The sequence below is a fragment of the Actinoplanes flavus genome (assembly GCF_017592555.1).
In the GTDB taxonomy this organism is placed as follows: domain Bacteria; phylum Actinomycetota; class Actinomycetes; order Mycobacteriales; family Micromonosporaceae; genus Actinoplanes; species Actinoplanes flavus.
Genome location: NZ_JAGFNS010000018.1, coordinates 76,493 through 102,564, shown reverse-complemented (window position 1 = coordinate 102,564; position 26,072 = coordinate 76,493). Strand labels below are relative to the sequence as shown.

The window sequence follows — 26,072 nt, the reverse complement described above, 5'->3', positions numbered from 1 at the left end:
CCCGCACCCGTCGGCGGGCGCAGGTCATAGACTTCGTGCCGTGGAACGATCGCCCATCATCGCGCCGAGCATCCTCGCCTCCGACTTCTCCCGCCTCGCGCAGGAGGTGCACGCCATCGAGGGAGCGGCCGACTGGGTGCACGTCGATGTCATGGACAACCACTTCGTGCCGAACCTCACGATCGGCCTGCCGGTGGTGCAGAGCCTGCGCAAGGCGACGAGCATCCCGTTCGACGTGCACCTGATGATCACCGACCCGCAGCGCTGGGCGCCGGGGTATGCGGAGGCGGGCGCCTACAACGTGACCTTCCACGCCGAGGCGTGCGACGACCCGGTGGCGCTGGCGCGGACGCTGCGGGCGGCCGGTGCCAAGGCCGGGCTGGCCATCGACCGGGACACTCCCGTGGAGCCGTACCTGGAGTTGCTGCCGTACCTCGACACCATCCTGATCATGACGATCAAGGCGGGTTTCGGCGGCCAGGCGTTCATGCCGGAGATGCTGGACAAGGTCCGGGACGTGCGCCGCCGGGCCGAGGTCAACGACCTGGAGATCCGCATCGAGGTGGACGGCGGCATCGCGGCCGACACCATCGAGCAGGCCGCCGAGGCGGGCGCGGACGCCTTCGTGGCGGGCACCGCGGTCTACGGCGCCGCCGACCCGGCCGAGGCGATCCGGAAGTTGCGGGGTCTGGCCGCGGGCCGGATGGGGCTGGCGTGATCGGCCCGTTGTGGCCAGAATCTAGCTTTACCTCCGGCATCGCAGGAAGGGTTCCATGAGCACGGCTGAGTCGCGACTCCCCGAGAGCCCCGACCCGGAGCTCGACCCGGACGAAGGTCCCGACCTGATCCTGGTCGTCGACGACGACCAGGACATCGCCAGCTTCGTCGAGTTCAACCTCAAGGTGCACGGTTTCGAGGTGATCCGGGCGCGGGACGGGCAGGAGGCGCTCGAGCTGCTGGAGACGCACCGGCCGTCGCTGGCCGTGGTGGACTGGATGATGCCGCGGATGGACGGCGTCGAGCTGATCCGGCACATGCGCGCCGAGCCGCTCACCTCGGCCCTTCCGGTGATCATGTTGACCGCCAAGAGCATGACCGTGGACAAGGTCTTCGGGCTCACCACGGGCGCCGACGACTACCTGGTGAAACCGTTCGACACGGCGGAGCTGCTGGCCCGGGTGACCACCACGTTGCGGCGCAACAAGGACGCCCGGGAGGTGTCGCCGCTGACCGGCCTGCCCGGCAACGCGCGGGTGCGCCGGGAGATCGGCGACCGGATGCGTGGCGGCGGCGACTACTCGGTCGGTTACATCGACGTCGACCGGTTCAAGAGCGTCAACGACGTGTACGGGTTCGACCGTGGCGACGAGTTCATCATCGCGCTGGCGCGCAGCCTGCAACGGGCCAGCGCGCAGACCGGCAAGCCGTCGATCTTCCTGGGGCACATCGGCGGTGACGACTTCGTCTTCATCTGTCATCCGGATCAGGTGCTGCCGCTGACCCAGCGGACGGTGACCGACTTCGAGGCCGCCGCCGACCGGCTGTACGAGCCGGAGGACGCCCGGCGCGGCTACATCGAGGTGCCCGACCGGCGCGGCAACAAGCAGAAGGCCGCGCTGGTCACGCTCTCCATCGGGGTGGCTCAGGCGACTAGCGACGGGCGCCGGTTCACCGACCCGCGGGTGGTGATCGGGGTCGCCTCGGAGATGAAGAAGGTGGCGAAGTCCCAGCCGGGGTCGTACGTGGCGATCGACCGCCGGCGCAGCGAGACCGAGTGACGGGTCAGCGGGCGTAGGCGGGCACGTACTCCTGGCCGGTCAGCTCCTGGATGCGGCGGATCACCTCGTCGGTGTGGGCCCGGATGTCGCGGGGACCGGTGTCCGGCCCGGCCACCGGCAGCGCGGGGCCGAACGTGATCGTGATCGGGACGGGCCGGGGGAACCGGGAGCCGGCCGGCCGGATGCGGTCGGTGCCGGTGATGCCGACCGGGATGATCGGCACGCCCGCCTGGACGGCGAGCCGGACCGCGCCGGTGCGGCCGCGGTAGAGCCGGCCGTCCGGTGAGCGGGTGCCCTCGGGGAAGACGGTGACCAGGCCGCCGGAGCGCAGCACCGGTACGGCGGAGGCGAAGGCGTCCAGCACCGCGCGCCCGCCGGCCCGCTCGACCGGGATGGCGCCCATGCCGGTCACCACCCGCCGGTTCAGTTCCCCGCGGAGGCCGGGGGTACGGAAATACTCCGCCTTGGCCCAGAACGTGATGTGCCGCGGTGTGCCGATGCCCAGGAAGATCTGGTCGGCGATGGCCAGGTGGTTGGGGCAGAGGATGGCGCCGGTGTCCCGGGGCAGGTGCTCCAGCCCGGTGACGGTGGGCCGCCACACGGTCCGGGCCAGGGCGCCGAGGGTGCCTTTGGTCAGCGCGTACAGCGGCGGGGTTCGCGTCATGCCGGGTGATCTCCCGAGTCGGGGCCCAGGTGGGCGGTGATGATGGCGTCGAGGAACGGGGCCGGGTCGGAGGCGCCGGTGGCCAACTGGAGGCTGCCCCAGTTGCGCAGCTCGGCCATGCCGTGCAGGGCCGCCCAGAGCACCCCGGCGGTGACCTCGGGCGGTTGGCCGGCGCCCGGCCGGGCCTCCGCGACCAGACCGGTGAGCAGCCGGAACAGCGGCAGGCCGGCCTCGCGCAGCCCGAGGTAGCCGCTCTGCAGCAGGTCGTGCCGGAACATCAGCTCGAACATGCCGCGCCGGGTCGCGGCGAAGCCGGTGTACGCCCGGGACAGCGCGACGATGCGGGCGCGTGGCTCGGGTGGGGCCGTGGAGAGGGCGGTGTCGATCTCGGTGGCCAGGGCGGTGAAGCCGGCCCGGGCGATCGCGGACAGCAGCGAGAGATGGGTCGGGAAGTAGCGCCGGGGGGCGCCGTGTGACACGCCGGCCCGCCGGGCGATCTCCCGCAGCGACAGCGCGGTGTGCCCCTCGGCCTGCAACAGCTCGACGCCGACCTCCACGAGGCGGGCGCGGAGTCCCTGGTCCAGGTCCATAGACACTGTCTACCAAGGCGGCGTAGACAGTGTCTACCCCGCCGCCGGGCGAGCGCCGCGATGTGAGGTAGGTCGCGGGGGAGGTGGCAAAATCTCGTCATCGTGCAAGACTCGGGGTTGACCCACCACGCGCTGGCGGGACTCGGTGAAATTCCGAACCGGCGGTGATCCGGCACGTTCGTGCCGGTAAGCCCGCGACCCGGCTGCCCGCACCACGGCAGCCGGTGGACCTGGTGTGACTCCAGGGCCGACGGTTGATCGGCGACAGCTGATCAGACAGTCCGGATGGGAGACAGCGCGCGGAATCGGACGGTCGTGCCCTCGTCGGCGCGATACGGCCGGGGTGCGCGAAGCGTACCCTCGCTGTCCGATTCTTGTCGTTTTCTCCCACTCTTCTCGGCGCGTGACCGTTCCGCGTGAGAGGACCCGGAGATGGTGACCGAGGACGAGGCGATGTGCCGCGCTGTCGCGCTGGCCGCCCGGGGCCTCGGAACCACCAGCCCGAACCCGGTGGTCGGCTGCCTCCTGCTCGGCCCGGACGGCGACGTGGTGGGCGAGGGCTTCCACGCGTACGCCGGCGGCCCGCACGCGGAGATCGTGGCGCTGGCCCAGGCCGGGGAGCGGGCCCGGGGCGGCACCTGCGTGGTGACGCTCGAGCCGTGCAACCACACCGGGCGGACCGGGCCCTGCTCGGAGGCGCTGATCAGCGCCGGGGTGCGCCGGGTGGTCATCGCGGTGGACGATCCGACGCCGGTGGCGGCGGGCGGCGCGGCGACCCTGCGGGCGGCCGGCATCGAGGTGGTCACCGGGGTGCGGCGGGCCGAGGCGGAGACCGGGAACATCGCCTGGCTGACCGCGGTGCGCCGGAGCCGGCCCTACGTGACCTGGAAGTACGCGGCGACCCTGGACGGGCGGTCGGCCGCGGCGGACGGCACCAGCCAGTGGATCTCCTCGGCCGAGTCCCGGGCCGACGTGCACGTGCTGCGCGGCACGGTGGACGCGATCGTCGCCGGCGTCGGGACGGTGCTGGCCGACGACCCCCAGCTGACCGTCCGTGACCTGCGGGACGGCACCCTGGCCATCAAGCAGCCGCTGCGTGTGGTCGTCGACTCCGCCGGGCGTACCCCGGAGAACGCCCGCGTGCGTGACGCGGCCGCACCCACCTGGATCGTCACGACGGCCGCGGTGGGCGCCGGGCCGGACGGCCGCGTCGATCTGTCCGCGCTGCTCGCCGGGCTGTACGCGAAGGGCGTCCGCAACGTGCTGCTGGAGGGCGGGCCCACACTCGCCGGAGCTTTCCTCGCCGCCGGACTGGTCGATCGGGTCATCGGTTACGTCGCGCCGAAGCTGCTCGGCGCGGGCCGGACCGCCCTGGTCGACGCCGGCGTCGGCACCATCGCCGACGCCGTCGAGCTGGACATCACCGACATCACGCGGATCGGTGGCGATCTGCGTTTCATAGCGACCCCGCGTCCCAAGGAGTCCTGAATGTTCACCGGAATCGTAGAAGAACTCGGCGAGGTCGTACGCCTCACCGAGGGCAGCGAGGACTCGGCGGTCATCGCCGTCCGGGGCCCGCTGGTCACCTCGGACGCACGGCACGGCGACTCGATCTCGGTGAACGGCTGTTGTCTGACCGTGATCGACAACGTCGACGGGGTGTTCACCGCGGACGTGATGGGCGAGACGCTGCGGCGGACCTCGCTGGGCGCGCTCCGGGCGGGCAGCAACGTGAACCTGGAGCGGGCCGCCGCCCTGGGCAGCCGCCTCGGCGGCCACCTGGTGCAGGGGCACGTGGACGGGGTGGCGCGGATCATCGCCCGCGAGCCCGCCGACCAGTGGGAGGTGGTGCGTTTCTCGCTGCCGCCCGAGCTGGCGAAGTACGTGGTGGAGAAGGGGTCGATCACCGTGGACGGGGTTTCGCTCACCGTCATGGCGGTCGACGGGGACAGCTTCGCGATCGGGATGATCCCGGCCACGTCGAAGCTGACCGTGCTGGGCAGCAAGGCCATCGGCGATCCGGTCAACCTCGAGGTCGACGTGATCGCCAAGTACGTCGAGAAGATGCTGGGGAGCCGCAATGTTTGAGAGCATCGAGCGCGCCATCGCCGACATAGCGGCCGGTAAGGCGGTCATCGTGGTGGACGACGAGGACCGGGAGAACGAGGGCGACCTGATCTTCGCGGCCGAGCACGCGACGCCGGAGCTGGTCGCCTTCATGGTCCGCTACACGTCCGGTTACATCTGCGTGCCCCTCCCCGAGGAGGAGGCCGACCGGCTCGACCTGCCGCCGATGTTCCACACGAACCAGGACAAGCGCGGTACCGCGTACGCCGTCACGGTGGACGCCAAGCACGGCGTGAGCACCGGCATCTCGGCCGCCGACCGGGCACGGACCATCCAGCTGCTCGCCTCGGCCGAGACCGAGCCGGGCGACCTGTCCCGTCCCGGCCACATCGTGCCGCTGCGGGCGAAGCCGGGCGGTGTGCTGCGCCGCCCCGGCCACACCGAGGCCGCCATCGACCTGGCGGTGCTCGCCGGCTGCCGGCCCGCCGGGGTGCTCTGCGAGATGGTCAACGACGACGGCACCATGCAGCGCCGCCCGGACCTGGAGAAGTTCGCGGCCGAGCACGACCTGGCGCTGATCTCGATCGAGGAGCTGGTCGCCTACCTGCGGCACCGTCAGGGCAGCCAGGTGGAGCGGGTGGTGGAGACGGTCCTGCCGACCGAGCACGGGGTCTTCACGGCGGTCGGCTACCGCACCGAGGCCGACCAGGGCGAGCACGTGGCGCTGGTCTACGGCGACCTGTCCGACGGCGAGGACGTGCTGGTCCGGGTGCACTCCGAGTGCCTCACCGGGGACGTCTTCGGCTCCCGGCGCTGCGACTGCGGCCCGCAGCTGGACGCCGCGCTGGAGCGGGTGGCCGCGGCCGGGCGCGGGGTGGTGCTCTACATGCGCGGTCACGAGGGCCGTGGCATCGGCCTGCTGCACAAGCTCCAGGCGTACCAGCTCCAGGATCGCGGTCTCGACACGGTCGACGCCAACCTGGAGCTGGGGCTGCCGGCCGACGCCCGCGACTACGGCACCGGCGCGCAGATCCTCGCGGATCTCGGCATCCGCTCGATGCGCCTGCTCACCAACAATCCGGCCAAGAGAGCGGGCCTCGAGGGGTACGGTCTGCGCGTCACCGGCCGGGAGGAGCTGCCCGTCCGGCTGCACCCGGAGAACGTCCGGTACCTGCGTACCAAGCGGGACCGGATGGGCCACCTCTTCGAAGCACTAGGCTGAGACCCGTCCCGATTCGGGTGATGATGCAATGAAAAAGGGGGACATACATGGCCGGCTTCGGTGATCCGCACCTGCACACTGTCGACGCGGCCGGGCTGCGGCTCGGCATCGTCGGTTCCCGGTGGCACGACGACCTGGTCGGTCACATGATCCGCCGGGCGCAGGCCGCCGCCGAGGCGTGTGGCGTCACGGAGGTGATCACTACCCGGGTGGCCGGGTCGGTGGAGCTGCCGGTGGTGGCGCAGGCGCTGGCCCGCCGGGTCGACGCGGTGGTCGCCCTGGGCGTGGTGATCAAGGGCGAGACCCAGCACTTCGAGTACGTGTGCGAGGCGGTGACCACCGGCCTGACCCGGGTGGCGCTGGACGAGGGCACGCCGGTGGCGCACGGCGTGCTGACCGTGCACAGCCTGGGCCAGGCCCGCGACCGGGCCGGCCTGGAGGACTCGATCGAGGACAAGGGCTGGCAGAGCACGGTGGCGGTGCTCGATGCCGCACTCACGCTGCGTGAGGTCTCCAAGCACTAGAGCGTCTTCACCTTCAGGACACCCGCCGTTCTCGGAATAGGTGCCCGGCGCCGGGATGCTTCCCCGGTCAGCGGCCCTATTCCGAGACTGGTGTCCCCACGGTGTTCCCACGGCTCAGCATCGTCGTGCCGTTCTACGGCGTCGAGCGTTACCTGGCCGCGTGCCTCGACTCGCTGGCCCGGCAGACCTTCCGGGACTTCGAGGTCGTCCTGGTCGACGACGGCTCACCGGACGGCAGCGCCGAGATCGCCCGGGCGTTCTGCGCCGCGGACCCGCGGTTCCGGCTGGTCACCAGCGAGAACCAGGGCCTCGGTCCGGCCCGCAACCTGGGTGTCGAGCACGCCCAGGGCGAGTACCTGACGTTCGTCGACAGCGACGACCTGGTGCCGCGGCACGCCTACGAGATGCTGATCCGGTCGCTGGACCGCACCTCCTCGTCGCTGGCCGGTGGCAACGCCCGGCGGTTCAACAACACCGCCGGGGTCCGCCAGTCGTACGTCCACCGGTTCGCCTTCGCCGCCGACCGGCCCGCCACCCACGTGCTCGAGTTCCCCGAGCTGGCCATCGACCGGATGGTGTGGAACAAGGTCTACCGGCGGCGCTTCTGGGACCAGTTCGGGTACCGGTTCCCGGCGATCCGCTACGAGGACTACCCGGTCACGCTCGAGGCCCACCTCGACGCGGTCACCGTCGACTGCCTGGCCGCGCCCACCTACTACTGGCGTGAGCGCGAATCCGGCGAGTCCATCACCCAGCAGAGATTCGTGTTCGGCAACCTCGAGGACCGGGTCGTCTCGGCCGAGATGGTGCTGGACATGGTGGACCGCCGCGCGCCCGAACTGCGCCCCACGGTGCACCACCACCTGGCCCAGATCGACCTCACCACGGTGGTCCAGGCGTTCGCCGCGGCCGCCGGGCCCGAGGTGCCGGCGCTGCTCGGGCTGGGCCGGCGGCTCACCGGACGGCTCGACGAACAGGTGCTGGAGCGGATCCCGGCGTTCCAGCGGCTGGAGTACCACGCGCTGCGGTCCGGCGACGTCGAGCTGCTCCAGCGCCTGGCCCGGTTCCGTGCCGACGGCGGCCTGGCGGCCGGGGTCCGCGCCGACCGGCACCCGATCCTGCCCTGGCGCTACCGCAGCGCGTACCCCGGCTCCCGGGACGCGGCCGGGGTGCCCGCCGGCGTCTACCGGCTGGCCCCGAAGGAGCTGGCGCTGCGGGCCTCGGCCACCCACCTGGAGTGGGCGGACGACGCGCTCGTGCTGCGCGGCACCGCGGAGATCCTGCACATGCCGGCGTCCGCGGACGCGTCGCTGCGGCTCACGCTGGTCACCGGCCTGCGTGCCACGCCGCTGCCGGTGCGGCGGATCCCGGCGCCGGACGGCGAACAGCGGGTCACCGGCTTCGAGGCGCGGGTGCCGCGCGACATGCTCGCCGCCATCCCCCGGCAGCGCGGGTCGGCCCGGCTGATGGCCTCGATGCGCAGCGGGACGGTCCGCCGTCGCGGCCTGCTCGGACTCCAGACGCTCTACCCGGTGGGAGCCCGGATCGGCGACGCCTGGTTCCAGCCGGCCCGCGCCCCGGACGGCCGGATGCAGCTGCGCCGGCTCAGCGGCGACGCCGAGCTGACCGGCGCCGCGGCCGACGGCGACACGCTGGTGCTGACCGGCCGGGCGCCCACCGGGCCGGCCGCCCCGGAACTGCTGCTGTCCCGGGCCGCCCGGGACGTGCGGGTGCCGCTGGAGACCGGCCCGGACGGCACGTTCACCGCCCGCATCCCGGTGCGTGAGGTGGTCGACGCGACCAGCCCGGACGACCCGTTCCTCGGCCGCACCCTGCTGATCCCCCAGATCGGCGACTCGCTGTTGCTGGTCACCGGCCTGTCCGCGGCGGTGGCCGTGCCCTGGGGCGACCGGGTGCTCAGCATCGCCCGTTCACCCGGGCAGTACCTGAACCTCGTCGAGGGCCCCGCCCGGGTGACCGCCTCCGGAATCACCGTGGACGGTGACGTGATCACCGTCTCCGGGCCGCGCTGGGACGGTGTCGACTACCGGGGCATCGTGTGGCGGCGGTTCCGGCCGAACTCCGACGACGCCGTGGACGCCGCCTGCGCCGTGACGGTCGACGGCGACCGCTGGACGGCACGCCTGGACAGCACGGCCCTGGAACCGGCCGGCGAGGCCGACTGGACGCTGTTCGCGGACGGGTACGCCGTACAGGCCGAGACGTTCGCCCTCACCGGCCTGCCCCGGCGCCTGGCCCGGCACCGCCTCCACACCCGGGCCGGCACCCTGCACCTGGAGACGAGCTGATCGGCATGCATCACCACAACCACTACTACGGGCAGACCCACATCCTGGCGCGGTACTGCGGCCTGGACGACGAGCACCCGCCACGGATCCGGGGCTACCTCCAGCACGGATGGAACGTCGGCTGCGGCTGGAACCCGGTGCACGAGTTCTTCGCCGGAGCCTGGCGCTACACCTGGGCGGACGCCAACCGGCGGCGGGGGCACGCGCTCGGGCGGCGCAACCATCACGTGGTCGGCGCGCCCTTCCTCTACCTGATGGAGCTGGAGCCGGACCTCGGCGTGGTGCCGGAGCAGGAGCGCCGCGGCACGCTGTGGTTCCTCTTCCACGGCTGGGAGGGCGGCGGCAAGGGCGGGAAGATCGACGGCGACCACGCCCGGCTGATCGCCGAGATCAAGGAGACCGAGACCGAACCGGTCACGATCAGCCTCTACTACACCGAGTTCGAACGGGCCGAGGTGCGCCGGGCGTACGAAAGAGCGGGTTTCGACGTCATCTGTTTCGGTCGGCGCGGCTGGAACTACGAGGGCACCGACCGGCGGTTCCTCTACCGGCAGCTGGAGACGTTCCGGCGGTTCAAGCGGGTCGCCGCCAACCGGCTCAGCACGGCGGTCTTCTTCGGTGTCGCGGCCGGCTGCGAGCCCGCGGTGTACGGCGACGCCATGGAGTTGGAGGGCGACGACCCGGTCTTCGGCGGCCAGGCCCGGATCGCCCGGCTCTGGCCGGAGATGCTCGGCAAGGAGATCGACCTGGCCGCCGCCCGCGCCACCACCGACGTCGAACTGGGCCGGGCCCACCTCATGCCGCCCGCCGAGATGCGCATGCTCTTCGATTGGAATCCCCGTGACTGAGACCCGACTGCCGCCGATCGTCCGTGGTGAACTCCAGCCGTGGACCGATGCGAACCCGGCCGGCGGGCCGGCGCTCACCGCCCTGCTGGCCGACCTGTTGCCGGTCCGGATCGGCCGGACGCTGGTCGCCGGGCCGCACGACGCGGGCGTGCTGGACCTCGTGGCCCGGCGCAGCGCCGACCTGACCGTGCTGGTCCGGTCGGTCAGCGACGCCGCCGCGCTGCGGGACCGGGGCGCCGTCGTCAACGGCGCGCTCGACGGCCTGGCCGCCGAGAACCCCGCCCGGTACGACGTGATCATCGCGGCCGACGGACTGGACCGGCTGCTCGGACCGGACTCGCCGGCGCTGGACTGGACGCAACGGGCGGATCTGCTGCGCGGGCTGGCCACGCCGGGAGCGCTGGTCGTCATCGCGGTGGAGAACGAGTTCTCGATCACCGGGCTGCTCGACCGGCGGCCGGCCAACGAGCGGCACGGGGACGGCGAGTGGCGGCCGCTGCACGACGACCCGCGGCGGCCCACCTCGCCGGCACAGATCGAGGCGGTGTTCGGCCCGGTGACTCACCGGTACGCCCGGTTCGCGGCGCACACCCTGCTGGATTCGGGTGCTCTGCGGCGTACCAGACCTGGTTTTCCTGGAGCGCGTCTCGCTCTCGCCGGGCTCGCGGCAGAGGCCTCGGGGACGCCGTTGCTCGCGCCGGTGACCGGCGCCGCCGAGGCCGCGGCACGGGCCGGCATGCTCGACGCGGTCGCGCCCGGCTGGATCGTGGCCGTCGGCGGGGCGGGGGAGACGCGGACCGCCTACGCCGGATCGCTCACCGCCGACCTGGGCGCGGACGGCTGGCGGGTCGGCGACCGGGTCGTGCTGGACGTGGAGAACGCGGAGACCGTGCTGTTCCGGCTGGCCGCGGCCGAGGACGTGCCGGGCTTCCGCGCCTACGCCGCACGCCTCGCCGAGGCCGGCTCGATCGCGTTCTTCGACGAGATCCACGACTTCACGCCGGCGCCGTTCGGTGCTCCGACCGCCGGCGCGACAGCGGAGGAACGGCTGGCCGCGGCCTGGATCCGCTTCGGTGACCGGCTGATCGGCGGGCATCGCCGCCATCCGTGGCCGCCGTGGATGGCCGACGGCGACGACCTGGTCACCACCTGGCTCGCGATGTCCGGCGTCGAGGCCACGCCGGAGCTGCGGGCACGCGGCCGGGTGATCGCCGGCGAGCCGGCGGAGCACACCGACCCGCTCAGCCTCCTGGCCGACGCGGACGCCGCCCAGCGGAAGATCGACGAACAGGCCGGGCACATCGCCGGCCTGGAGCGGACCCTGCGCTTCCGCGACCAGCAGCTGCGCACCCGGGAGCAGCAACTGCGCGCCCTGCGCGACGAGCTGCGCCGGCTCAGGAGCGGGCGGGCGGTCCGGGCCGCGTCGTTCGTCGGGCGGGTGGCCCGGCTGCGCGACCCGAAACGCCTCGCCGGCGCGGTCAAGCGGCGGGCTAAAGCCTTCCTGCTTCGATGATCCGGGCCAGGAACCGACGGGTCCGCGGTTCGACGGGGTCGCCCAGCACCTGCTCGGGCGGCCCCTGTTCGAGGACGCGGCCGCCGTCCAGGAACGCCACCCGGTCGGCCACCTGCTTGGCGAAACCCATCTCGTGGGTGGCCAGCACCATGGTCATGCCGTCGCTCTTCAACTCGCGGATCATGGTGAGCACCTCGCCCACCAGCTCCGGGTCGAGCGCCGAGGTGACCTCGTCGAGCAGCAGCAGGCGCGGGCTGTTCACCAGGGCGCGGACGATGGCGGCCCGCTGCTGCTGGCCGCCGGAGAGCCGGTCCGGGTAGGCGCCCGCCTTCTCCGCCAACCCGACCCGGTCCAGCCACTGCATCGCTTGCGCTCGCGCCTGCTCCGAAGACCTCCGGTGTACGCGTACCGGCGCGAGCATGATGTTCTCCAGCACCGTCATGTGCGGGAACAGGTTGTAGGACTGGAAGACCAGCCCGATCCGCCGCCGGACCAGGTCCGGGTCGGCACGTGGGTCGGTGATCTCCTCGCCGTCCAGGTGGATCGTGCCGTCGTCGACCTCGGTGAGCAGGTTGACGCAGCGCAGCAGGGTGGACTTGCCCGAGCCGGAGGCGCCGATCAGGGCCACCACCTCGTGCTCGGCCACGTCCAGGCTGAGGTCGTCGAGGATGACGTGGTCGCCGAAGACCTTCCGGACCTTGTCGATGGCCAGCAGCATCAGGACCCCGCGTTCTGACGGCGGGCCGCCCGCAGCGTCACCCAGTCGGTGACCGCGATCAGCGGCAGGGCGAGCAGGACGAACAGGACACCGGCCACCACGTACGGGGTGAAGTCGGCGGACTGCGCCACCCCGATCTGGGCGGCCCGGATGGCGTCGATCGGGCCGGCCAGCGAGATCAGGCCGACATCCTTCTGGAGCGCCACGGTGTCGTTGAGCAGCGGCGGCGCCACCCGGCGGACCGCCTGTGGCAGCACCACGTGCCGCATCGCCTGGCGGTAGCTCAGCCCCAGCGAACGGGCCGCCGCGATCTGGCTCGGGTGCACCGACTCGATGCCGGCCCGGAACACCTCGGCCAGGTAGGCGCCGTACGTCACGATGATCGCCGCGGCGCCCAGCCACAGCACGTCCGGCGTGCCCTGCAACCGCAACCCGGGGATGCCGAACGCGAACAGGTAGATCACGATGATCAGGGGCAGGCCGCGGAACGAGTACGTGTAGGTGGTGGCCAGCGCGCGTACGGGGAAGGCGACCGGGCCGCGCAGGGTGCGCAGCACCGCGATGAGCAGGCCCAGCGCCATGGCCAGGATGGCGCAGACCACCAGCAGCTTCACGTTGAGCCAGAGTCCGGCAAGGATCTCCGGCAGGTACTCGACGGCGGTCTCCGGGTCGAAGAAGGACTCCTTGACCCGTTCCCACCCGGGCGCGCCGGTGATGCCCACCGTGAGCGCCGTGCCGACGGCGGCCGTCGAGGCGGCGGCCAGCAGAACGGAACGGACCGCCCGTCCGCGACGGTAGGCGATCCGTTCCTGTTGCCGGGTGCTCGGCGTGTGGCTCACTGGAGTTCGGGGGCCCCGGCGGTGTCGGCGAGCCAGGTCTTCTCCAGCACGGCGAGGGTGCCGTCCTGGCGGAGCTGGTCGACCGCACGGCTGACGCAGCCGGTCAGCGGGGAGCCCCTGTCCAGCACGATGCCGAACTGCTCGGGCACGCCGACCTGGGGCAGCTGGCCGACGATCACGCCGTCCTCCAGCTCCGCGGCGGTCATGTAGAACGCGGTCGGCAGGTCCACCACGATGCCGTCGACGGTGCCGTTCTCCAGCGCCTTCTTGGCGTCGTCGTTGTTGTTGAACACGGCCGGCTCGGTGGTCGGCTTGATCAGGTCGGTGATCGCCTGGTAGCTGGTCGTCCCGACCTGGGCGCCGAGCTTGGCGCTCTTCAGGTCGGCCAGCGATTCGGCACCGGCGATCTTGGACTTCCCGGTGGTGATCACGGTCTGCCGCACCAGGTAGTACGGCGACGAGAAGTCCACCGCGGCCCTGCGCTCGTCGGTGATCGAGAACTGGTTGACGTCGATGTCGAACGCCTTGGGGCCGGGCGCGATCGCGTTGTTGAACGTCACCTGGGTCCAGACGACGTCGGACTTCTGGTAACCGAGCCGCTCGGCCACCTGGTAGGCGACGGCCGACTCGTAGCCCTTGCCGTTGTCCGGCTTGTTCTCGCTGAACCAGGGCTCGTACGCCGGGTTGTCGGTGCCGATGGTCAGCTTGCCGGCGGTCTTGGTGGCGAGGGTGGCGGGGGTGCAGGTCGCGGCGGCGGAGGGGGAGGTGGCGGTGGTGGAGTCGTTCTCCTCGACGGGGGAGCAGGCCGTCACGGCGGCGAGCAGCAACGCTGCGCCACCCAAGGCCACGGGGGTGTGTCGCCTGAGCATGACGGGAGCTTAGAAGACGTCCCACGGGCTGGGGCCGTTCGTCGTCAAGACGTGATGAGCTGCCACAATCGCTACTCGTGAAGACGTTCGAAGAACTGTTTGCCGAGTTGCAACGCAAGGCGGCGGACAAGACACCCGGTTCGGGCACCGTCGAGGCGCTCGAACGCGGAGTCCACTTCATCGGCAAGAAGGTCGTCGAGGAGGCGGCCGAGTCGTGGATGGCCGCCGAGCACGAGGGGCCGGAACGCGCTGCCGAGGAGATCTCCCAGCTGCTCTACCAGGCCCAGGTCCTGATGATCGCCTCCGGACTGGAACTCGAGGACGTCTACCGACATCTGTGACACGCGTCCGAAGACCCGTTCACTGATCGAAGGAGCACGTCCATGCTGCGCATCGCCATTCCGAACAAGGGCACCCTCTCCGCGCCGGCGTCACAGATGTTGCGGGACGCCGGGTACCGCCAGCGCACCGACCCCAAAGACCTGATCTGCCGTGACGAAGCCAACAACGTCGAGTTCTTCTATCTGCGGCCGAAGGACATCGCGACGTACGTCGGCTCGGGTGATCTGGATCTCGGCATCACCGGCCGGGACCTTCTGGTCGACTCCGGGGTGCCGGCGGCCGAGTTGCTCGACCTGAACTTCGGCCGGGCCACGTTCCGCTGGGCCGCCCCGGCCGGGACGCTCACCAGCGTCGGCGAGATCGGTGGCCGCCGCATCGCCACCGCCTACCCGGGGGTGGTCGGCCGCTACCTGGACGAGCACGAGCTCAAGGCGGACGTGGTGCGGCTCGACGGCGCGGTGGAGAACGCGGTCCGGCTCGGCGTCGCCGACCTGATCGCCGACGTCGTGGAGACCGGCGCCACGCTGCGCCAGGCCGGCCTCGTCACGATCGGCGAGCCGATCATGCGGTCCTCGGCCATCCTCATCGGCCGCGAGGAGCAGGCGCCCAACGGCGCCGCCCAGCTGCTGCGGCGCCTTCAAGGTGTGCTGGTCGCGCGCAACTTCGTCATGCTGGCGTACGACGTCCGCGCCGACCTGCTCGACCAGGCCACCAGCCTGACCCCGGGGATCGAGTCCCCGACCGTGTCGCCGCTGCACCGGGAGGGCTGGGTCGCGGTCGAGGCCATGGTGCAGCGCAGTGACGTGCACCGGGTCATGGACGAGCTGTACGACCTGGGCGCCCGGGCGATCCTCGTCACCGACATCGCGAATTGCAGGCTCTGATGCCGTCCGTATCCGATTCCGGCGTCCGCTACCGCCCCAAGAAGATCCGCTGGGTGGCCGTACCGCTGGCCGTGGGGTTGATGGTCTTCTTCACGGTGATCAGCTTCGGGTTGACCGGTTCGGCCGGGTTCCAGAACTCGAACGCCAGCTTCCAGCGCGGCGACCAGCTCGCCATGATCGGGTTGGGTGTGCTGCTCGGCCTCGGTGTCCTGGCGTTCTGCCGGCCGCGGGTGACCGCCGACGACGAGGGCGTGCACGTGCGCAACGTGATCGGCGGCTACGACCTGCCGTGGGCCGTGGTGCGTGCCGTCCGGTTCGACCGGAACTCGGCGTGGGCCCACCTGGAGCTGGAGAACGACGACCAGGTGCCGGTCCACGCGTTGCAGGCCGTCGACAAGGACTACGCGGTCGACGGGGTGCGCACCCTGCGGGCTCTTCATTCCGCCTCTCACGAGGCCTGATAGGATTGCGGGCAGTCGACCACGCCCTTGCTCGTGCAGGGGCGCGAAAGAGGAGCCCGCTGGTTCCCACCCGAGTCACAGCAGTGGCCGGGTCCGGTCTCCCTGGCAGGGGTTGATCCCTGCTGGGTGCGCGTCCTCCTTTGGGCGCCGATGACCGGTCGAGCGGGCCCCGGCCTGCGCTCTTTCGAGATCGCAGGCGGGGCCTTCTGCTTTCCCGGCGTCCCGCGGCCAGCGGGACACTCGGGGCCGACCGACATTGGCAGCGCCCGGCCCACCCGGCCGGGCGAGGTATCAACTGAGGAGGCCCCATCAGCGTCGAACCACGCGTGAACGAACAGATCCGGGCCCGTGAGGTCCGCCTGGTCGGTCCGGAGGGTGAGCAGGTCGGCATCGTGCCGCTCGAGCGTGCTCTCCAGCTGGCCGCGGATGTCGATCTGGATCTGGTCGAGGTTGCTCCGATGGCGCGGCCGCCGGTGTGCAAGCTCATGGACTTCGGCAAGTTCAAGTACGAGAGCGCACTCAAGGCCCGCGAAGCGCGGCGCAACCAGCAGCAGACCGTCATCAAGGAGATGAAGCTCCGGCCGAAGATCGACCCGCACGACTACGAGACCAAGAAGGGTCACGTGGTGCGGTTCCTCAAGGCGGGCGACAAGGTCAAGGTGACGATCATGTTCCGTGGTCGTGAGCAGAGCCGCCCCGAGCTGGGTTTCCGGCTTCTCCGCCGGCTCAGCGAGGAGATCTCGGAGCTGGGCTTCGTGGAGGCCAGCCCGAAGCAGGACGGCCGGAACATGATCATGGTGTTGGCCCCGCATCGGGCCACCAAGGCCGCCGCCGTTGCTGCCACCGCGGCGGGCGCCAAGCCCGGCCGTGAGCCGCGCGAGGGTGAAGGCGATGCGCCGGCCGCTCCTGCTGCCGAGACCACTGCAGAGTAGACAAGCTTTTTCCCGACAGCCCCCCGGTTGCGGGGAAAGATCAGAAAGAGGCGTCAAGTGCCGAAGATGAAGAGCCACACCGGCATGGGTAAGCGGGTGAAGGTCACCGGCAAGGGCAAGATCGTGCGCGAGCAGGCCGGTAAGCGTCACCTGCTGGAGCACAAGAGCTCCCACGTCACCCGCCGGATGACCGGCACGGTCGTTGTGGCCAAGGCCGACACCGCGCGAGTGAAGAAGCTTCTGGGCCGCTGACGCGCGCCTGACCCGTACCCCTGTAAGGAGTAACTGAGAATGGCACGCGTCAAGCGGGCGGTAAACGCCCAGAAGAAGCGCCGCACCCTGCTCGAGACCGCGAGCGGCTACCGCGGTCAGCGCTCCCGCCTGTACCGCAAGGCCAAGGAGCAGGTGCTGCACTCGATGCAGTACTCGTACCGTGACCGGCGTGACCGCAAGGGCGACTTCCGTCAGCTGTGGATCACCCGTATCAACGCGGCGGCCCGGTCGAACGGCATGACCTACAACCGCCTGATCCAGGGCCTCAAGCTGGCCGAGGTCGAGGTCGACCGCAAGATCCTGGCCGACCTCGCGGTGAACGACGCGGCTGCCTTCGCGGCCATCGTCGAGATCGCTCGCGCGGCCGTCGCGGCCGAGGGCACCGGCGGCGCCGCCACGCAGGCTGCCTGATGAAGGTTGTTCGCGACCTACCTTGAGTTTCGCTCAGGGCGAGTCGGCGACGGTGGTCTCCGCCGTCGCGAACAATCTTCACTATCGCGTAGCACGTTTCGGGACGCCCCCCTCATTTGACGGGGGGCGTCTCCATTTCTGTAGGTCGGAGCGGATGTTCACACCTCGTACCCCCCGAATCGTCGCGGCCCGGCGTCTGCAACGCCGTAAGGATCGCGACCAGAGCGGCCGCTTCCTGGCCGAAGGTCCGCAGGCCGTGCGTGAGGCGCTGGCCGCGGGGGCGGTGATCGAACTGTTCGGGACCCCGGCCGCGCTGGACCGGTACGCCGACCTCGCCGCGCAGGCCCCGGAGCTGTCGCCGGTCACCGACGACGCCCTGGCGGCGCTCGCCGAGACCGTGCACCCGCAGGGCCTGGTCGCCGTCTGCGAGCAGCCGGACGTGCCGATCGGCGAGGCCCTCGCCAAGAACCCCCGGCTGGTCGCGGTGGTCGCCGAGATCCGGGACCCCGGCAACGCCGGGACCGTGCTGCGCACGGCGGATGCCGCGGGCGCCGGGGCGGTCGTCTTCGCCGGCGACGCCGTCGACCCCTACAACGGCAAATGTGTACGGTCGTCGGCCGGCTCGCTGTTCCACGTCGACGTCGTCCGGTCCCCGCTGAGCGTCGTGGACCTGCTCCAGGACAGCGGCCTCCAGGTGCTCGCCACCAGCGGCACCGGCGAGGACGACGTGGACTCCCTGCTCGACGGCGGTCAGCTCGCCCTTCCGACGGCCTGGCTGTTCGGCTCCGAGGCGCACGGGCTGCCCGCCTCCGTGCTGAGCGCGGCGGACCGGCGGGTACGCGTACCCATCTATGGCGGCGCCGAGAGCCTCAACCTGGCCGCGGCCGCCGCCGTCTGCCTATATGCCTCGGCTCGCGCGCAGCGCTGAGAGTATGCTGGGCGGCATGTCAGGTCCCCGGCTTTCGTTTATCCGGCCCGCTGGTCGCGGGCGCCGGATCTGACACTTCTGCGCGCACTCCCTGACCGGCGGGCCGCGGCCCAGCCGTGCCTCCGTAAACTGCCCGATGGCAAATCCGGTTTCTAGGGAGCTCGCCCGATCATGTCCTACCGCAACGATCCGTACGATCCGAAGCAGGCCGCCCTGCTCGATCCCGCGTCGCTCGAAGCCGCGGTGGCGGAGGCCGAGAAGGCGTTCGCCGCCGCCACCGACCTCGACGCGCTGCACGCTCTGAAGCCGGCGCACCTGGGTGACCGCTCGCCCGTGTCGCTGGCGCGCCGGGAGATCGGCTCGCTGCCGCCGGCCGCGAAGTCGGACGCCGGCAAGCGCGTCAACATCGCCCGGCAGGCCGTGCAGGCCGCCTACGACGCGCGCCAGGCCGAGTTGGAGGCCGACCGCGCGGCCCGCGTGCTGGTCGAGGAACGCGTCGACGTCACCCTGCCGTGGAGCCGCCGTCCGCGCGGCGCCCGGCACCCGCTGACCACGCTCATGGAGCACATGGGCGACATCTTCGTCGGCATGGGCTACGACATCGTCGACGGTCCCCAGCTCGAGCTGGAGTGGGCCAACTTCGACGCCCTCAACATCGGCCCGGACAACCCGGTCCGCGGCGCCTCCGACACCTTCTTCGTCGACCTGCCCGGCCTGGTCATGCGGACCCACACGTCGCCCGGCCAGGTGCGCACCATGCTGGACCGGCAGCCGCCGATCTACGTGGTCAGCCCCGGCCGCGTCTACCGGACCGACGAGCTGGACGCCACGCACAGCCCGGTGTTCCACCAGATCGAGGGCCTGGTCATCGACGAGGGCATCACCATGGCCCACCTGCGGGGCACGCTCGACCACTTCGCCAAGGCGATGTTCGGCCCGGACGCGAAGACCCGCTGGCGGCCGCACTACTTCCCGTTCACCGAGCCGTCCGCCGAGTTCGACGTCTGGTTCGCCGAGCACCGGGACGGGCCCCGCTGGGTCGAGTGGGGTGGCTGCGGCATGGTCAACCCGCGGGTCCTCACCGCCTGCGGCATCGACCCGGCGGTCTACTCGGGCTTCGCCTTCGGCATGGGTGTCGAGCGGACCCTGATGTTCCGCAACGGCGTCTCCGACATGCGCGACATGGTCGAGGGCGACGTGCGGTTCACCACGAACTTCGGAATGGAGTCCTGAAGCGATGAAGACGTCACTGTCGTGGCTGCGCGAGTACGTCGAGCTGCCCGCGGGGATCACCGCTTCGGAGCTGGACGCGGCGCTGACCAACCTCGGCATGGAGGTCGAGTCCATCGTCGACCAGGCCGGCACGATCCTCGGTGACCTGGTGGTCGGCCGGGTGCTGACCATCGAGGAGCTGACCGGTTTCAAGAAGCCGATCCGGTTCTGCACGGTCGACGTCGGCCGGGACGCGCCGCAGGAGATCGTCTGCGGCGCGCGGAACTTCGCCGAGGGCGACCTCGTCGTGGTCATCCTCCCCGGTGGCGAGCTGCCGGGCGGGTTCACGATCGGGGCGCGGAAGACGTACGGGCGCAACTCGCACGGCATGATCTGCTCCGCCGCCGAGCTGGGCCTGTCCGGTGACCACTCGGGCATCATCGTGCTGCCCGCCTCGGAGGCCACGGTCCCCGGCGCCGACGCCCGGTCGATCGTCGGCCTGGACGACGTGCTGATCGAGGTGGAGATCACCCCGGACCGGGGCTACGAGATGAGCGTCCGCGGCATCGCCCGGGAGCTGTCCACGCACTTCGGCGTGCCGTTCAGCGACCCCGGCACGCAGGCCGCCCCCGGCGCGACCGCCGAGGCGCCCTACCCGCTGACCGTCGAGGACACCGTCGGCTGTGACCGGTTCGCGGCCCGCGTGGTCCGCGGCATCGACCCGGCCGCGCAGTCGCCGGAGTGGATGCAGCGGCGGCTCATCGCGGCCGGCATCCGGGCCATCTCACTGCCCGTCGACATCACCAACTACCTGATGCTCGAACTCGGCCAGCCGATGCACGTCTTCGACCTGAACCGGCTCAACGGCGGCCTCGTCGTGCGCCGCGCCCGGGCCGGAGAGAAGCTGACCACCCTGGACGGTGTCGCGCGCTCGCTCGACGCCGAGGACATGGTGATCTGCGACGAGACCGGGCCGATCTCGCTCGCCGCCGTCATGGGCGGCGAGACCAGCGAGTGGCAGGAGGGCACGGTCGACGTGCTCCTCGAGGCCGCGCACTGGGACCCGATCATGGTCGGCCGGACCGCCCGGCGGCACCGGCTCTTCAGCGAGGCCGCCAAGCGGTGGGAGCGGGGCGTCGACCCGGCCCTGCCGCTGGTCGCCCTGGAGCGGGCCGTCCAGATCCTCACCGAGCACGCCGGCGGAACCGTCGACGAGCGGATCCTCGACATCGACCACGTGGTCGCGCCGGTTCCGCTGACCCTGCCCGCCGACGCGCCGGGCCGGATCGTCGGGCTGCCGTACTCCGCGGAGCAGGTCGCCGACCTGCTGCGCAAGGTCGGCTGCGAGGTCACCGGTGACGAGGTGCTCAGCGCCGTGCCGCCGACGTGGCGGCCCGACCTGGTCGCCCCGATCGACCTGATCGAGGAGGTGGCGCGGCTCGGCGGCTACAACGGGATCCCCAGCGTGCTGCCGCCGGCCGGCAGCAGCAACGGGCTCACCCCGGCGCAGAAGCGGCGCCGGTCGGTGGGCCGGGCGCTCGCCGAGAACGGTTACGTCGAGGTGCTGTCGTACCCGTTCGTCGGCCCCGGGCTGGCCGACACCCTCGGACTGCCGGCGGCCGACCCGCGGCGCAGCGCGGTGCGGCTCACCAACCCGCTGTCCGAGGAGGAGCCGCTGCTGCGGACCACCCTGCTCGGGCCGCTGCTCGGCACGCTCAAGCGCAACCTGGGCCGCGGCCGCCGCGACGTCGCGCTCTACGAGGCCGGCACGGTCTTCCTGCCGCACCTCACCTCGACCGCGCCGCCCACGCTGGGCGTGGACCGTCGCCCCACCAACGCGGAGTGGGCGGCCGCCAACGCGATCGTCCCCGAGCAGCCGTGGCACCTGGCCGTGGTCCTCGCCGGTGACATCGAGCCGGCCGGCTGGTGGGGCCAGGGCCGGGCCGCGACCTGGGCGGACGCCATCGAGGCGGCGCGTGTCGCGCTCTCCGCGGCGGGGGTTCCGGACGACCTGGTCACGGTCCGGGCGGGGGAGCAGGCGCCCTGGCACCCCGGCCGCTGCGCCGAGATCCTGGTCGACGGCACGGTCGTCGGTCACGCCGGCGAACTGCACCCGGCCGTCCTCGCGGCCCTCGACCTGCCCAAGCGCACGTCGGCCGCGGAGATCGACCTGGACGCCCTGCCGGACGCCCCGGTCGTCGAGGCGGTGAAGATCTCCACCTTCCCGCCGGCGCTGATCGACGTGGCCCTGGTCCTGGACCGCGCCGTCCCGGCCGCCGAGGTCCAGGCCGCTCTCGTCGAGGGCGCCGGGCCGCTGCTGGAGTCGGTCGCCCTGTTCGACGTCTACGAGTCGTCGCAGCTGGGCGAGGACAAGCGGTCGCTGGCCTACAAGCTCACCTTCCGCGCCACCGACCGCACGCTCACCTCGGAGGAGACCATCACGGCCCGCGACGCCGCGGTGGCCGTGACCGCCTCCCGCTTCGGAGCCACCCTCCGCGGCGCCTGACCCGTCCGCGTCGAGCCGGGCCGGTGGGGACCTCCCCGCCGGCCCGGACCGCTCCGCCGGTCAATCCCACCAGAACGACCAGAGCGGGGCGCCGACCAGCGACGCCGCGTAATCCGTCAGCGAGCCGCAACCCTGCAGGACGTTGTCGGGGCAGAAGGCGTGATGCTCGGCGGCGATCTCCAGCGCGTGATCCTCGTCGAGCGGCGGGGCGGCGACACTCACGAACAGACTGGCGAAACCGGCCGCCAGGACACGCACGCCGAAACGGTCCTCCCAGTTCCGCAGCACGCACGAGATCTTGGCGGTGTCGTTCTCGTGGTTGGTCGGGCCGGTCCACGCCGCGTCGGTGAGGGCGTCGGCGCCGCGGGCGGAGCGGATCAGGCCGAGCCGTGGCACGCTGAGCCGGCCCTCGGCCGAGACCAGGTCGGCGATCTCGGACGCACGCTCGCCGGGATCCGCCTGGAGCCGGCCGCGGCGGGCCAGGCCGGGCCAGCCGGCGCGGAACGGGCCGGCGCTCGCCGTCAGCTCCTCCTCGCCGTCCTCCTCCTCGGGCTCGACCGATGACCACCAGCCACCCAGGAGCGCCCCCGCCGCCGGTGGGGTCCGTCTCGAGCCGGGGAGCTGACATGCGCCCGAGGCTAGACCCCGGGTACGACAAGAACCCTCACCCCGGGCCGCCACGCCGCTTTCAGGGCAGGCGCAGCACGTCGGCGATCACGGCGCCGTCGCTGGTGAGCCGGTGCCGGGCGGGGCTGTCGTAGACGACCAGCACCCGGTCGGCCCCGAGCAGGCTCAGGCCCTCGGCGTGGTCGTCGCCCTCGCCGTAGGTGAGCTCCAGCTCGCGGGTGATCTGGTCGTGCCGCACGATGGTGGGGATCTCGGCCCGGCAGGCGTCGTGCCACCGGTAGATGCGCACCGGCCCGTCCAGGTCCATCGTGGGGCCGGCCAGAATCAGCAGGTCGTCGCCGGCCGGGCACAGGTCGCGCACGCCGAGACCCTCCAGGTCGAGCACGTGCTTGCGGTAGAGCCGCCCGTCGTCGAACCGGTGCAGCCGCAGCCGGCCCGGGTCGTCGGGGGTGACGTAGGGCCGCAGCTCCAGCACGAACGCCCAGCCGCGCAGCACCGGCCCGCGCAGGCCCAGGTAGACCCGGTCGTCGCGGACCGCGATGCCCTCGATGTCCAGCCCGTTGTCCTTGCCCGGGATGGGCAGGAACGGGCCGATGTGCTCGTCGTCGTGCAACAGCCGGCGCAGGTCGTCGCGGCCGGACAGCGCGGCCGCCCGGTGCCGCTGCCCGCCGGGCTCGATCTCCCGGACCGGCGTGGGCAGCCCGTCCACGTCGGCGATCGGCAGCCGGACCAGGATCTGGCGGTTGGCCTGGCCCTCCACCCGGCCGAGCCGGCGCAGCGCCTTGGCGCCCTCGTGCCGGTCCTTGATCTGCCGGCGGCGCAGGCTGTGCGAACCGACCGCCCAGAGGAACCGGCCGCTGCGGGCCAGCCCTTCGATGTCGGCCTCCTCGTCGGCGTCCGCGCCGGGCAGGGTGACGAAGTCGGCGAGGCGGAACCGGGTCTCGTCACCGAACTCGGTGGGTTTGGCCGGATCGTCGGCGATCAGCCGCTCGATCGTGGCGGTCTCGTCCCCGGCGATCCAGAGCGCGCGCCCGTCGAGACGGACCGCGGAGAGGTTGGTGTGCGTGGCCGCGTTCTGCGATTCGTCGGAGAACCGCAGCCGTACCCGGTAGTCGACCGTCATGGTCCACATCGTCCCACCGCCACGCACTCCCGGTGGAGATCTTGGCGTCAGCCTTACGCTTCCTTTTTCCGGTACGCCCACCCGATCTCGAAGTGGGCGGATCGCGGGTTCGGCCGGTCAGGGCACGAGGCGGGCCACGGCGGTGGGGGCCTCGGTGGCCGGGCCGCGCCACGCCACGTAGCCGTCCGGACGGATCAGGGTCGCCTCGCCGGTGGTGGACCCGGGGGCCGCCACGAGCACGCGGTCCTCGTACCCCTCCAGGTTTTGATCGGTGAGGAGCACGTGCCGGCCGTCGCGCAGTGCCTCGTAGAGCCGCTGGCCGTCGCGCAGGGTGACGTCGGCGGCCCGCGGCGCGCCGGGGTAGGAGATGCCGACGCCGGAGATGATCCCGGCGGCGCGGCGGGTCACCGGCGGCAGGCCGAGCAGGATCCGGCCGAGGGTGTCGCGGACCCGGCGGCCCACCGCGGAGCGGATCATGGCGGCCCGGATCAGGGTGCCGCTGCTGCGCAGGACCAGCCGGCCGACCGGGTGCCGTTCGCTCTGGTAGGTGTCGAGCAGCCCCTCGGGAGCCCGGCCCCGGACGGCGGCGGCGAGTTTCCAGGAGAGGTTCGCGGCGTCCTGGAGGCCGGTGTTCATGCCCTGGCCGCCGGCCGGCGAGTGCACGTGGGCGGCGTCGCCGGCCAGGAACACCCGGCCCACCCGGTAGCGCGGAGCCTGGCGCTCGTCGCTGTGGAAGCGGGACATCCAGCGGGTCTCGGTGATGCCGAAGTCGGTGCCGTGGACGCGGCGGGTGACCGCGCGGATCTCGTCGAGCGTCACCGGGGTGCGGTCGCCGACCTGGTTGTCCCGGTTCCAGGCGAAGATCCGGTACCACCCGTCGCCGAACGGGGCGACCATGGCGAAGGCGTCGCCGACCGCGTCGACCGCCAGCACGTCCTCGGGCGGGGTGGCCAGCCGGACGTCGGCCAGCATGATCGAGGTGAGCACGGCCTTGCCGGGGAAGGGCAGGCCGAGGCTCTGCCGGACGGTGCTGTGCAGGCCGTCGGCGCCGACCACGTAGTCGGCGGTGACCGTGCCGCCGTCCTCGAACTCCAGGGTGACCAGGTCGGCGTCCTGCCGCAGGCCGGTGAGGCGGGCGCCCTCGCGGAACTCGGCGCCGGCTTTGCGGGCACGCTCGGCCAGCGCCTGCTCCACCCGGTACTGCGGGGTGATCAGCAGGTAGGGGAACCGGGACGGCAGCCGGGACAGGTCCAGCTCGATCCCGTCGAACAGCCGCAGCCGCCGCACCCGGGCACCCTCGGCGACCAGGTCGTCGGCGAGGCCGCGGGCGTCGAGCAGCTCCAGGGTGCGGGCGTGCACGCCGAAGGCCCGGGTCAGGTTGGACGTCTCGGACCGGCGCTCGAAGACGGTGACCGGGACGCCGGCCGTGGCCAGGTCTCCGGCGAGCAGGAGCCCGGTGGGGCCGGCGCCGATGATCGCGACGGTGGTGTGCATGGTGTCCTCCGCTCGCTTGCCAACAGGTGTTGGCAAAACCATAGGCGTCACTCGGCGGTGTAGTCAACAGTTGTTGGCAAACGACCGTTGGCATAGAATGCGACGCATGACGACCCGCCGTTCCGACGCCACCCGCGCCGCGATCCTGGCCGCCGCCCGGGAGCGCTTCGCCGCCGACGGGTTCGAGCGTGCCACCATCCGCGCGATCGCCGCCGACGCGCGCATCGACCCATCGATGGTCATGCGTTACTACGGCAACAAGGAAGGGCTGTTCGCCGCGGCCGCCGAGTTCGATCTGCGGCTGCCGGACCTGACCGGCGCCGAGCCCGCCGCGGTCGGAGAAATGCTGGTCAGGCACTTCCTGGAGCGCTGGGAGGGGGATGACACGTTGCTAGCGCTGCTCCGTGCCGCGGTCACCCAGGAGGGGCCCGCCGAGCGGATGCGGGCGATCTTCGCCGGGCAGCTCGGTCCGCTGGCCGCCCGGCTGTCCCCGGAGGCGGATCAGGCCCCCCTCCGGGCCGGTCTGGTCGCCTCCCAGATGCTCGGATTCGCGCTCTGCCGCTATGTGTTGCGGCTGCCCCCGATGGCCGCCCTGGAGCGGGAGGAGGCGGTCGCCTGGCTCGGCCCGACCGTCCAGCGGTATCTCACCCGGCCCGATTCGCTCTAGCGCAGCGACCAGTGTCATGGAGCTAGGGTGGGAGGCATGGAGTCGTCGACGTTCCGCCTGATGGGCGTGCACGAGATCCGCGTCCGCATCGGAGACATCAGCCGCCAGCAGGCCTACCTGCTCGTCAACCGCCCGGACTTCCCCGACCCGGTGGCGGTGCTGGCCCAGGGCAAGGTCTGGCTCGTGGAGGAGGTGGAGGCCTGGATCGCCGCACAGCGGTCCTCCGAGGAGGGTGGCTTGCGCCCACCGTGAGTTCGTGAAAGTGTTTGCG

The 26,072-nt window shown here is 71.9% G+C and carries 28 protein-coding genes and 1 riboswitch; of the genes, 20 read left to right on the top strand and 8 right to left on the bottom strand.

What is annotated here, in order from left to right; all coding sequences use genetic code 11:
• Nucleotides 1-40: 40 nt before the first annotated feature.
• Nucleotides 41-718 carry a ribulose-phosphate 3-epimerase gene (gene rpe / locus J5X75_RS26280; RefSeq protein WP_208470174.1) on the top strand — a complete coding sequence of 226 codons (678 nt, stop codon included), beginning with the start codon at nt 41-43 and terminating at the stop codon, nt 716-718.
• 55 nt (nt 719-773) lie between these two features.
• Complete coding sequence (locus J5X75_RS26275) at nt 774-1,778, top strand: GGDEF domain-containing response regulator (RefSeq protein ID WP_208470173.1); 1,005 nt, start codon at nt 774-776, stop codon at nt 1,776-1,778.
• Nucleotides 1,779-1,782: 4 nt separating this feature from the next.
• On the opposite strand, the gene J5X75_RS26270 is transcribed toward J5X75_RS26275, so the two are convergent.
• Together J5X75_RS26270 and J5X75_RS26265 are read right to left on the bottom strand one after the other, a co-directional pair.
• A complete protein-coding gene (locus tag J5X75_RS26270) occupies nt 1,783-2,442 on the bottom strand; it encodes a lysophospholipid acyltransferase family protein (protein WP_208470172.1) in 660 nt (219 codons plus the stop codon).
• A complete protein-coding gene (locus J5X75_RS26265) occupies nt 2,439-3,032 on the bottom strand; it encodes a TetR/AcrR family transcriptional regulator (RefSeq protein ID WP_208470171.1) in 594 nt (197 codons plus the stop codon). The genes J5X75_RS26270 and J5X75_RS26265 overlap by 4 nt, the downstream gene beginning before the upstream one ends.
• A 127-nt stretch (nt 3,033-3,159) precedes the next feature.
• A riboswitch (FMN riboswitch) is annotated at nt 3,160-3,333 on the top strand.
• Nucleotides 3,334-3,464: 131 nt separating this feature from the next.
• Between J5X75_RS26265 and ribD the strand changes: the two genes are divergently transcribed.
• The 7 genes from ribD (at nt 3,465) to J5X75_RS26230 (ending at nt 11,515) form a co-directional block, all read left to right on the top strand.
• Complete coding sequence (gene ribD / locus J5X75_RS26260; protein WP_208470170.1) at nt 3,465-4,520, top strand: bifunctional diaminohydroxyphosphoribosylaminopyrimidine deaminase/5-amino-6-(5-phosphoribosylamino)uracil reductase RibD; 1,056 nt, start codon at nt 3,465-3,467, stop codon at nt 4,518-4,520.
• A complete protein-coding gene (locus J5X75_RS26255) occupies nt 4,521-5,120 on the top strand; it encodes a riboflavin synthase (protein ID WP_208470169.1) in 600 nt (199 codons plus the stop codon).
• Complete coding sequence (locus tag J5X75_RS26250) at nt 5,113-6,321, top strand: bifunctional 3,4-dihydroxy-2-butanone-4-phosphate synthase/GTP cyclohydrolase II (protein WP_208470168.1); 1,209 nt, start codon at nt 5,113-5,115, stop codon at nt 6,319-6,321. Before J5X75_RS26255 ends, J5X75_RS26250 begins: the two co-directional genes overlap by 8 nt.
• A gap of 47 nt (nt 6,322-6,368) precedes the next feature.
• Entirely contained in the window at nt 6,369-6,845 is a 477-nt protein-coding gene (gene ribH, locus J5X75_RS26245) for a 6,7-dimethyl-8-ribityllumazine synthase (RefSeq protein WP_208470167.1), read from the top strand.
• A 101-nt stretch (nt 6,846-6,946) separates the two neighbouring features.
• Nucleotides 6,947-9,154: a glycosyltransferase gene (locus J5X75_RS26240; protein ID WP_208470166.1), complete on the top strand. Its 2,208-nt coding sequence runs from the start codon at nt 6,947-6,949 to the stop codon at nt 9,152-9,154.
• A gap of 5 nt (nt 9,155-9,159) precedes the next feature.
• Entirely contained in the window at nt 9,160-10,002 is an 843-nt protein-coding gene (locus J5X75_RS26235; protein WP_208470165.1) for a hypothetical protein, read from the top strand.
• Nucleotides 9,995-11,515: a hypothetical protein gene (locus J5X75_RS26230; RefSeq protein WP_208470164.1), complete on the top strand. Its 1,521-nt coding sequence runs from the start codon at nt 9,995-9,997 to the stop codon at nt 11,513-11,515. Before J5X75_RS26235 ends, J5X75_RS26230 begins: the two co-directional genes overlap by 8 nt.
• On the opposite strand, the gene J5X75_RS26225 is transcribed toward J5X75_RS26230, so the two are convergent.
• From J5X75_RS26225 to J5X75_RS26215, 3 genes are read right to left on the bottom strand one after another with little or no spacing between them, the layout of a single operon-like run.
• Nucleotides 11,493-12,233, bottom strand: a complete 741-nt coding sequence (locus J5X75_RS26225; protein ID WP_274383649.1) for an amino acid ABC transporter ATP-binding protein — start codon at nt 12,231-12,233, stop codon at nt 11,493-11,495. The genes J5X75_RS26230 and J5X75_RS26225 overlap by 23 nt on opposite strands.
• Nucleotides 12,233-13,072 (bottom strand): amino acid ABC transporter permease, encoded by an 840-nt coding sequence (locus J5X75_RS26220; RefSeq protein ID WP_208470163.1) that lies wholly within the window; start codon nt 13,070-13,072, stop codon nt 12,233-12,235. Before J5X75_RS26220 ends, J5X75_RS26225 begins: the two co-directional genes overlap by 1 nt.
• A complete protein-coding gene (locus J5X75_RS26215; protein ID WP_208470162.1) occupies nt 13,069-13,941 on the bottom strand; it encodes an ABC transporter substrate-binding protein in 873 nt (290 codons plus the stop codon). Before J5X75_RS26215 ends, J5X75_RS26220 begins: the two co-directional genes overlap by 4 nt.
• 77 nt (nt 13,942-14,018) lie before the next feature.
• On the opposite strand from J5X75_RS26215, the gene J5X75_RS26210 reads away from it, so the two are divergent.
• The 9 genes from J5X75_RS26210 to pheT all read left to right on the top strand — a co-directional run bounded on the left by J5X75_RS26210 (nt 14,019) and on the right by pheT (nt 21,890).
• The gene (locus J5X75_RS26210) at nt 14,019-14,282 is read left to right on the top strand and encodes a phosphoribosyl-ATP diphosphatase (RefSeq protein ID WP_183226630.1); all 264 of its coding nucleotides are present in this window, start codon (nt 14,019-14,021) and stop codon (nt 14,280-14,282) included.
• Between the two features lie 42 nt (nt 14,283-14,324).
• On the top strand, nt 14,325-15,167 hold the full coding sequence (gene hisG / locus J5X75_RS26205; protein WP_208470161.1) for an ATP phosphoribosyltransferase: 843 nt from the start codon (nt 14,325-14,327) through the stop codon (nt 15,165-15,167).
• A complete protein-coding gene (locus J5X75_RS26200; RefSeq protein ID WP_208470160.1) occupies nt 15,167-15,628 on the top strand; it encodes a PH domain-containing protein in 462 nt (153 codons plus the stop codon). Before hisG ends, J5X75_RS26200 begins: the two co-directional genes overlap by 1 nt.
• Nucleotides 15,629-15,954: 326 nt before the next feature.
• Nucleotides 15,955-16,560, top strand: a complete 606-nt coding sequence (gene infC / locus J5X75_RS26195; RefSeq protein WP_208470159.1) for a translation initiation factor IF-3 — start codon at nt 15,955-15,957, stop codon at nt 16,558-16,560.
• Nucleotides 16,561-16,617: 57 nt separating this feature from the next.
• Nucleotides 16,618-16,812: a 50S ribosomal protein L35 gene (gene rpmI, locus J5X75_RS26190; protein ID WP_043528306.1), complete on the top strand. Its 195-nt coding sequence runs from the start codon at nt 16,618-16,620 to the stop codon at nt 16,810-16,812.
• 39 nt (nt 16,813-16,851) lie between these two features.
• The gene (gene rplT, locus J5X75_RS26185; protein ID WP_208470158.1) at nt 16,852-17,244 is read left to right on the top strand and encodes a 50S ribosomal protein L20; all 393 of its coding nucleotides are present in this window, start codon (nt 16,852-16,854) and stop codon (nt 17,242-17,244) included.
• Nucleotides 17,245-17,398: 154 nt separating this feature from the next.
• Complete coding sequence (locus J5X75_RS26180; RefSeq protein ID WP_183226625.1) at nt 17,399-18,172, top strand: TrmH family RNA methyltransferase; 774 nt, start codon at nt 17,399-17,401, stop codon at nt 18,170-18,172.
• Between the two features lie 171 nt (nt 18,173-18,343).
• Entirely contained in the window at nt 18,344-19,405 is a 1,062-nt protein-coding gene (locus J5X75_RS26175; protein WP_208470157.1) for a phenylalanine--tRNA ligase subunit alpha, read from the top strand.
• A 4-nt stretch (nt 19,406-19,409) separates the two neighbouring features.
• Nucleotides 19,410-21,890, top strand: a complete 2,481-nt coding sequence (gene pheT / locus J5X75_RS26170) for a phenylalanine--tRNA ligase subunit beta (protein WP_208470156.1) — start codon at nt 19,410-19,412, stop codon at nt 21,888-21,890.
• Nucleotides 21,891-21,950: 60 nt separating this feature from the next.
• Here the strand turns inward: pheT and J5X75_RS46080 are convergent, their stop codons facing one another.
• The 3 genes from J5X75_RS46080 to J5X75_RS26155 form a co-directional block, all read right to left on the bottom strand.
• Entirely contained in the window at nt 21,951-22,571 is a 621-nt protein-coding gene (locus J5X75_RS46080; RefSeq protein WP_208470155.1) for a DUF4253 domain-containing protein, read from the bottom strand.
• 7 nt (nt 22,572-22,578) lie between these two features.
• Nucleotides 22,579-23,640 carry a DUF3616 domain-containing protein gene (locus tag J5X75_RS26160; protein WP_208470154.1) on the bottom strand — a complete coding sequence of 354 codons (1,062 nt, stop codon included), beginning with the start codon at nt 23,638-23,640 and terminating at the stop codon, nt 22,579-22,581.
• A 117-nt stretch (nt 23,641-23,757) separates the two neighbouring features.
• Nucleotides 23,758-25,134 carry an FAD-dependent oxidoreductase gene (locus tag J5X75_RS26155; RefSeq protein ID WP_208470153.1) on the bottom strand — a complete coding sequence of 459 codons (1,377 nt, stop codon included), beginning with the start codon at nt 25,132-25,134 and terminating at the stop codon, nt 23,758-23,760.
• 106 nt (nt 25,135-25,240) lie between these two features.
• Between J5X75_RS26155 and J5X75_RS26150 the strand changes: the two genes are divergently transcribed.
• Entirely contained in the window at nt 25,241-25,801 is a 561-nt protein-coding gene (locus J5X75_RS26150) for a TetR/AcrR family transcriptional regulator (RefSeq protein WP_208470152.1), read from the top strand.
• Nucleotides 25,802-25,837: 36 nt separating this feature from the next.
• The gene (locus J5X75_RS26145; RefSeq protein WP_238489321.1) at nt 25,838-26,053 is read left to right on the top strand and encodes a helix-turn-helix transcriptional regulator; all 216 of its coding nucleotides are present in this window, start codon (nt 25,838-25,840) and stop codon (nt 26,051-26,053) included.
• Nucleotides 26,054-26,072 lie beyond the last annotated feature (19 nt).

Coding starts and splice junctions, on each gene's coding strand:
- J5X75_RS26275 (WP_208470173.1), top strand. CDS start 774: ATGAGCACGGCTGAGTCGCGACTCCCCGAGAGCCCCGACCCGGAGCTC.
- J5X75_RS26270 (WP_208470172.1), bottom strand. CDS start 2,442: ATGACGCGAACCCCGCCGCTGTACGCGCTGACCAAAGGCACCCTCGGC.
- J5X75_RS26265 (WP_208470171.1), bottom strand. CDS start 3,032: ATGGACCTGGACCAGGGACTCCGCGCCCGCCTCGTGGAGGTCGGCGTC.
- ribD (WP_208470170.1), top strand. CDS start 3,465: ATGGTGACCGAGGACGAGGCGATGTGCCGCGCTGTCGCGCTGGCCGCC.
- J5X75_RS26255 (WP_208470169.1), top strand. CDS start 4,521: ATGTTCACCGGAATCGTAGAAGAACTCGGCGAGGTCGTACGCCTCACC.
- J5X75_RS26250 (WP_208470168.1), top strand. CDS start 5,113: ATGTTTGAGAGCATCGAGCGCGCCATCGCCGACATAGCGGCCGGTAAG.
- ribH (WP_208470167.1), top strand. CDS start 6,369: ATGGCCGGCTTCGGTGATCCGCACCTGCACACTGTCGACGCGGCCGGG.
- J5X75_RS26235 (WP_208470165.1), top strand. CDS start 9,160: ATGCATCACCACAACCACTACTACGGGCAGACCCACATCCTGGCGCGG.
- J5X75_RS26225 (WP_274383649.1), bottom strand. CDS start 12,233: ATGCTGCTGGCCATCGACAAGGTCCGGAAGGTCTTCGGCGACCACGTC.
- J5X75_RS26215 (WP_208470162.1), bottom strand. CDS start 13,941: ATGCTCAGGCGACACACCCCCGTGGCCTTGGGTGGCGCAGCGTTGCTG.
- hisG (WP_208470161.1), top strand. CDS start 14,325: ATGCTGCGCATCGCCATTCCGAACAAGGGCACCCTCTCCGCGCCGGCG.
- J5X75_RS26200 (WP_208470160.1), top strand. CDS start 15,167: ATGCCGTCCGTATCCGATTCCGGCGTCCGCTACCGCCCCAAGAAGATC.
- rplT (WP_208470158.1), top strand. CDS start 16,852: ATGGCACGCGTCAAGCGGGCGGTAAACGCCCAGAAGAAGCGCCGCACC.
- J5X75_RS26180 (WP_183226625.1), top strand. CDS start 17,399: ATGTTCACACCTCGTACCCCCCGAATCGTCGCGGCCCGGCGTCTGCAA.
- J5X75_RS26175 (WP_208470157.1), top strand. CDS start 18,344: ATGTCCTACCGCAACGATCCGTACGATCCGAAGCAGGCCGCCCTGCTC.
- pheT (WP_208470156.1), top strand. CDS start 19,410: ATGAAGACGTCACTGTCGTGGCTGCGCGAGTACGTCGAGCTGCCCGCG.
- J5X75_RS26160 (WP_208470154.1), bottom strand. CDS start 23,640: ATGACGGTCGACTACCGGGTACGGCTGCGGTTCTCCGACGAATCGCAG.
- J5X75_RS26155 (WP_208470153.1), bottom strand. CDS start 25,134: ATGCACACCACCGTCGCGATCATCGGCGCCGGCCCCACCGGGCTCCTG.
- J5X75_RS26150 (WP_208470152.1), top strand. CDS start 25,241: ATGACGACCCGCCGTTCCGACGCCACCCGCGCCGCGATCCTGGCCGCC.
- J5X75_RS26145 (WP_238489321.1), top strand. CDS start 25,838: ATGGAGTCGTCGACGTTCCGCCTGATGGGCGTGCACGAGATCCGCGTC.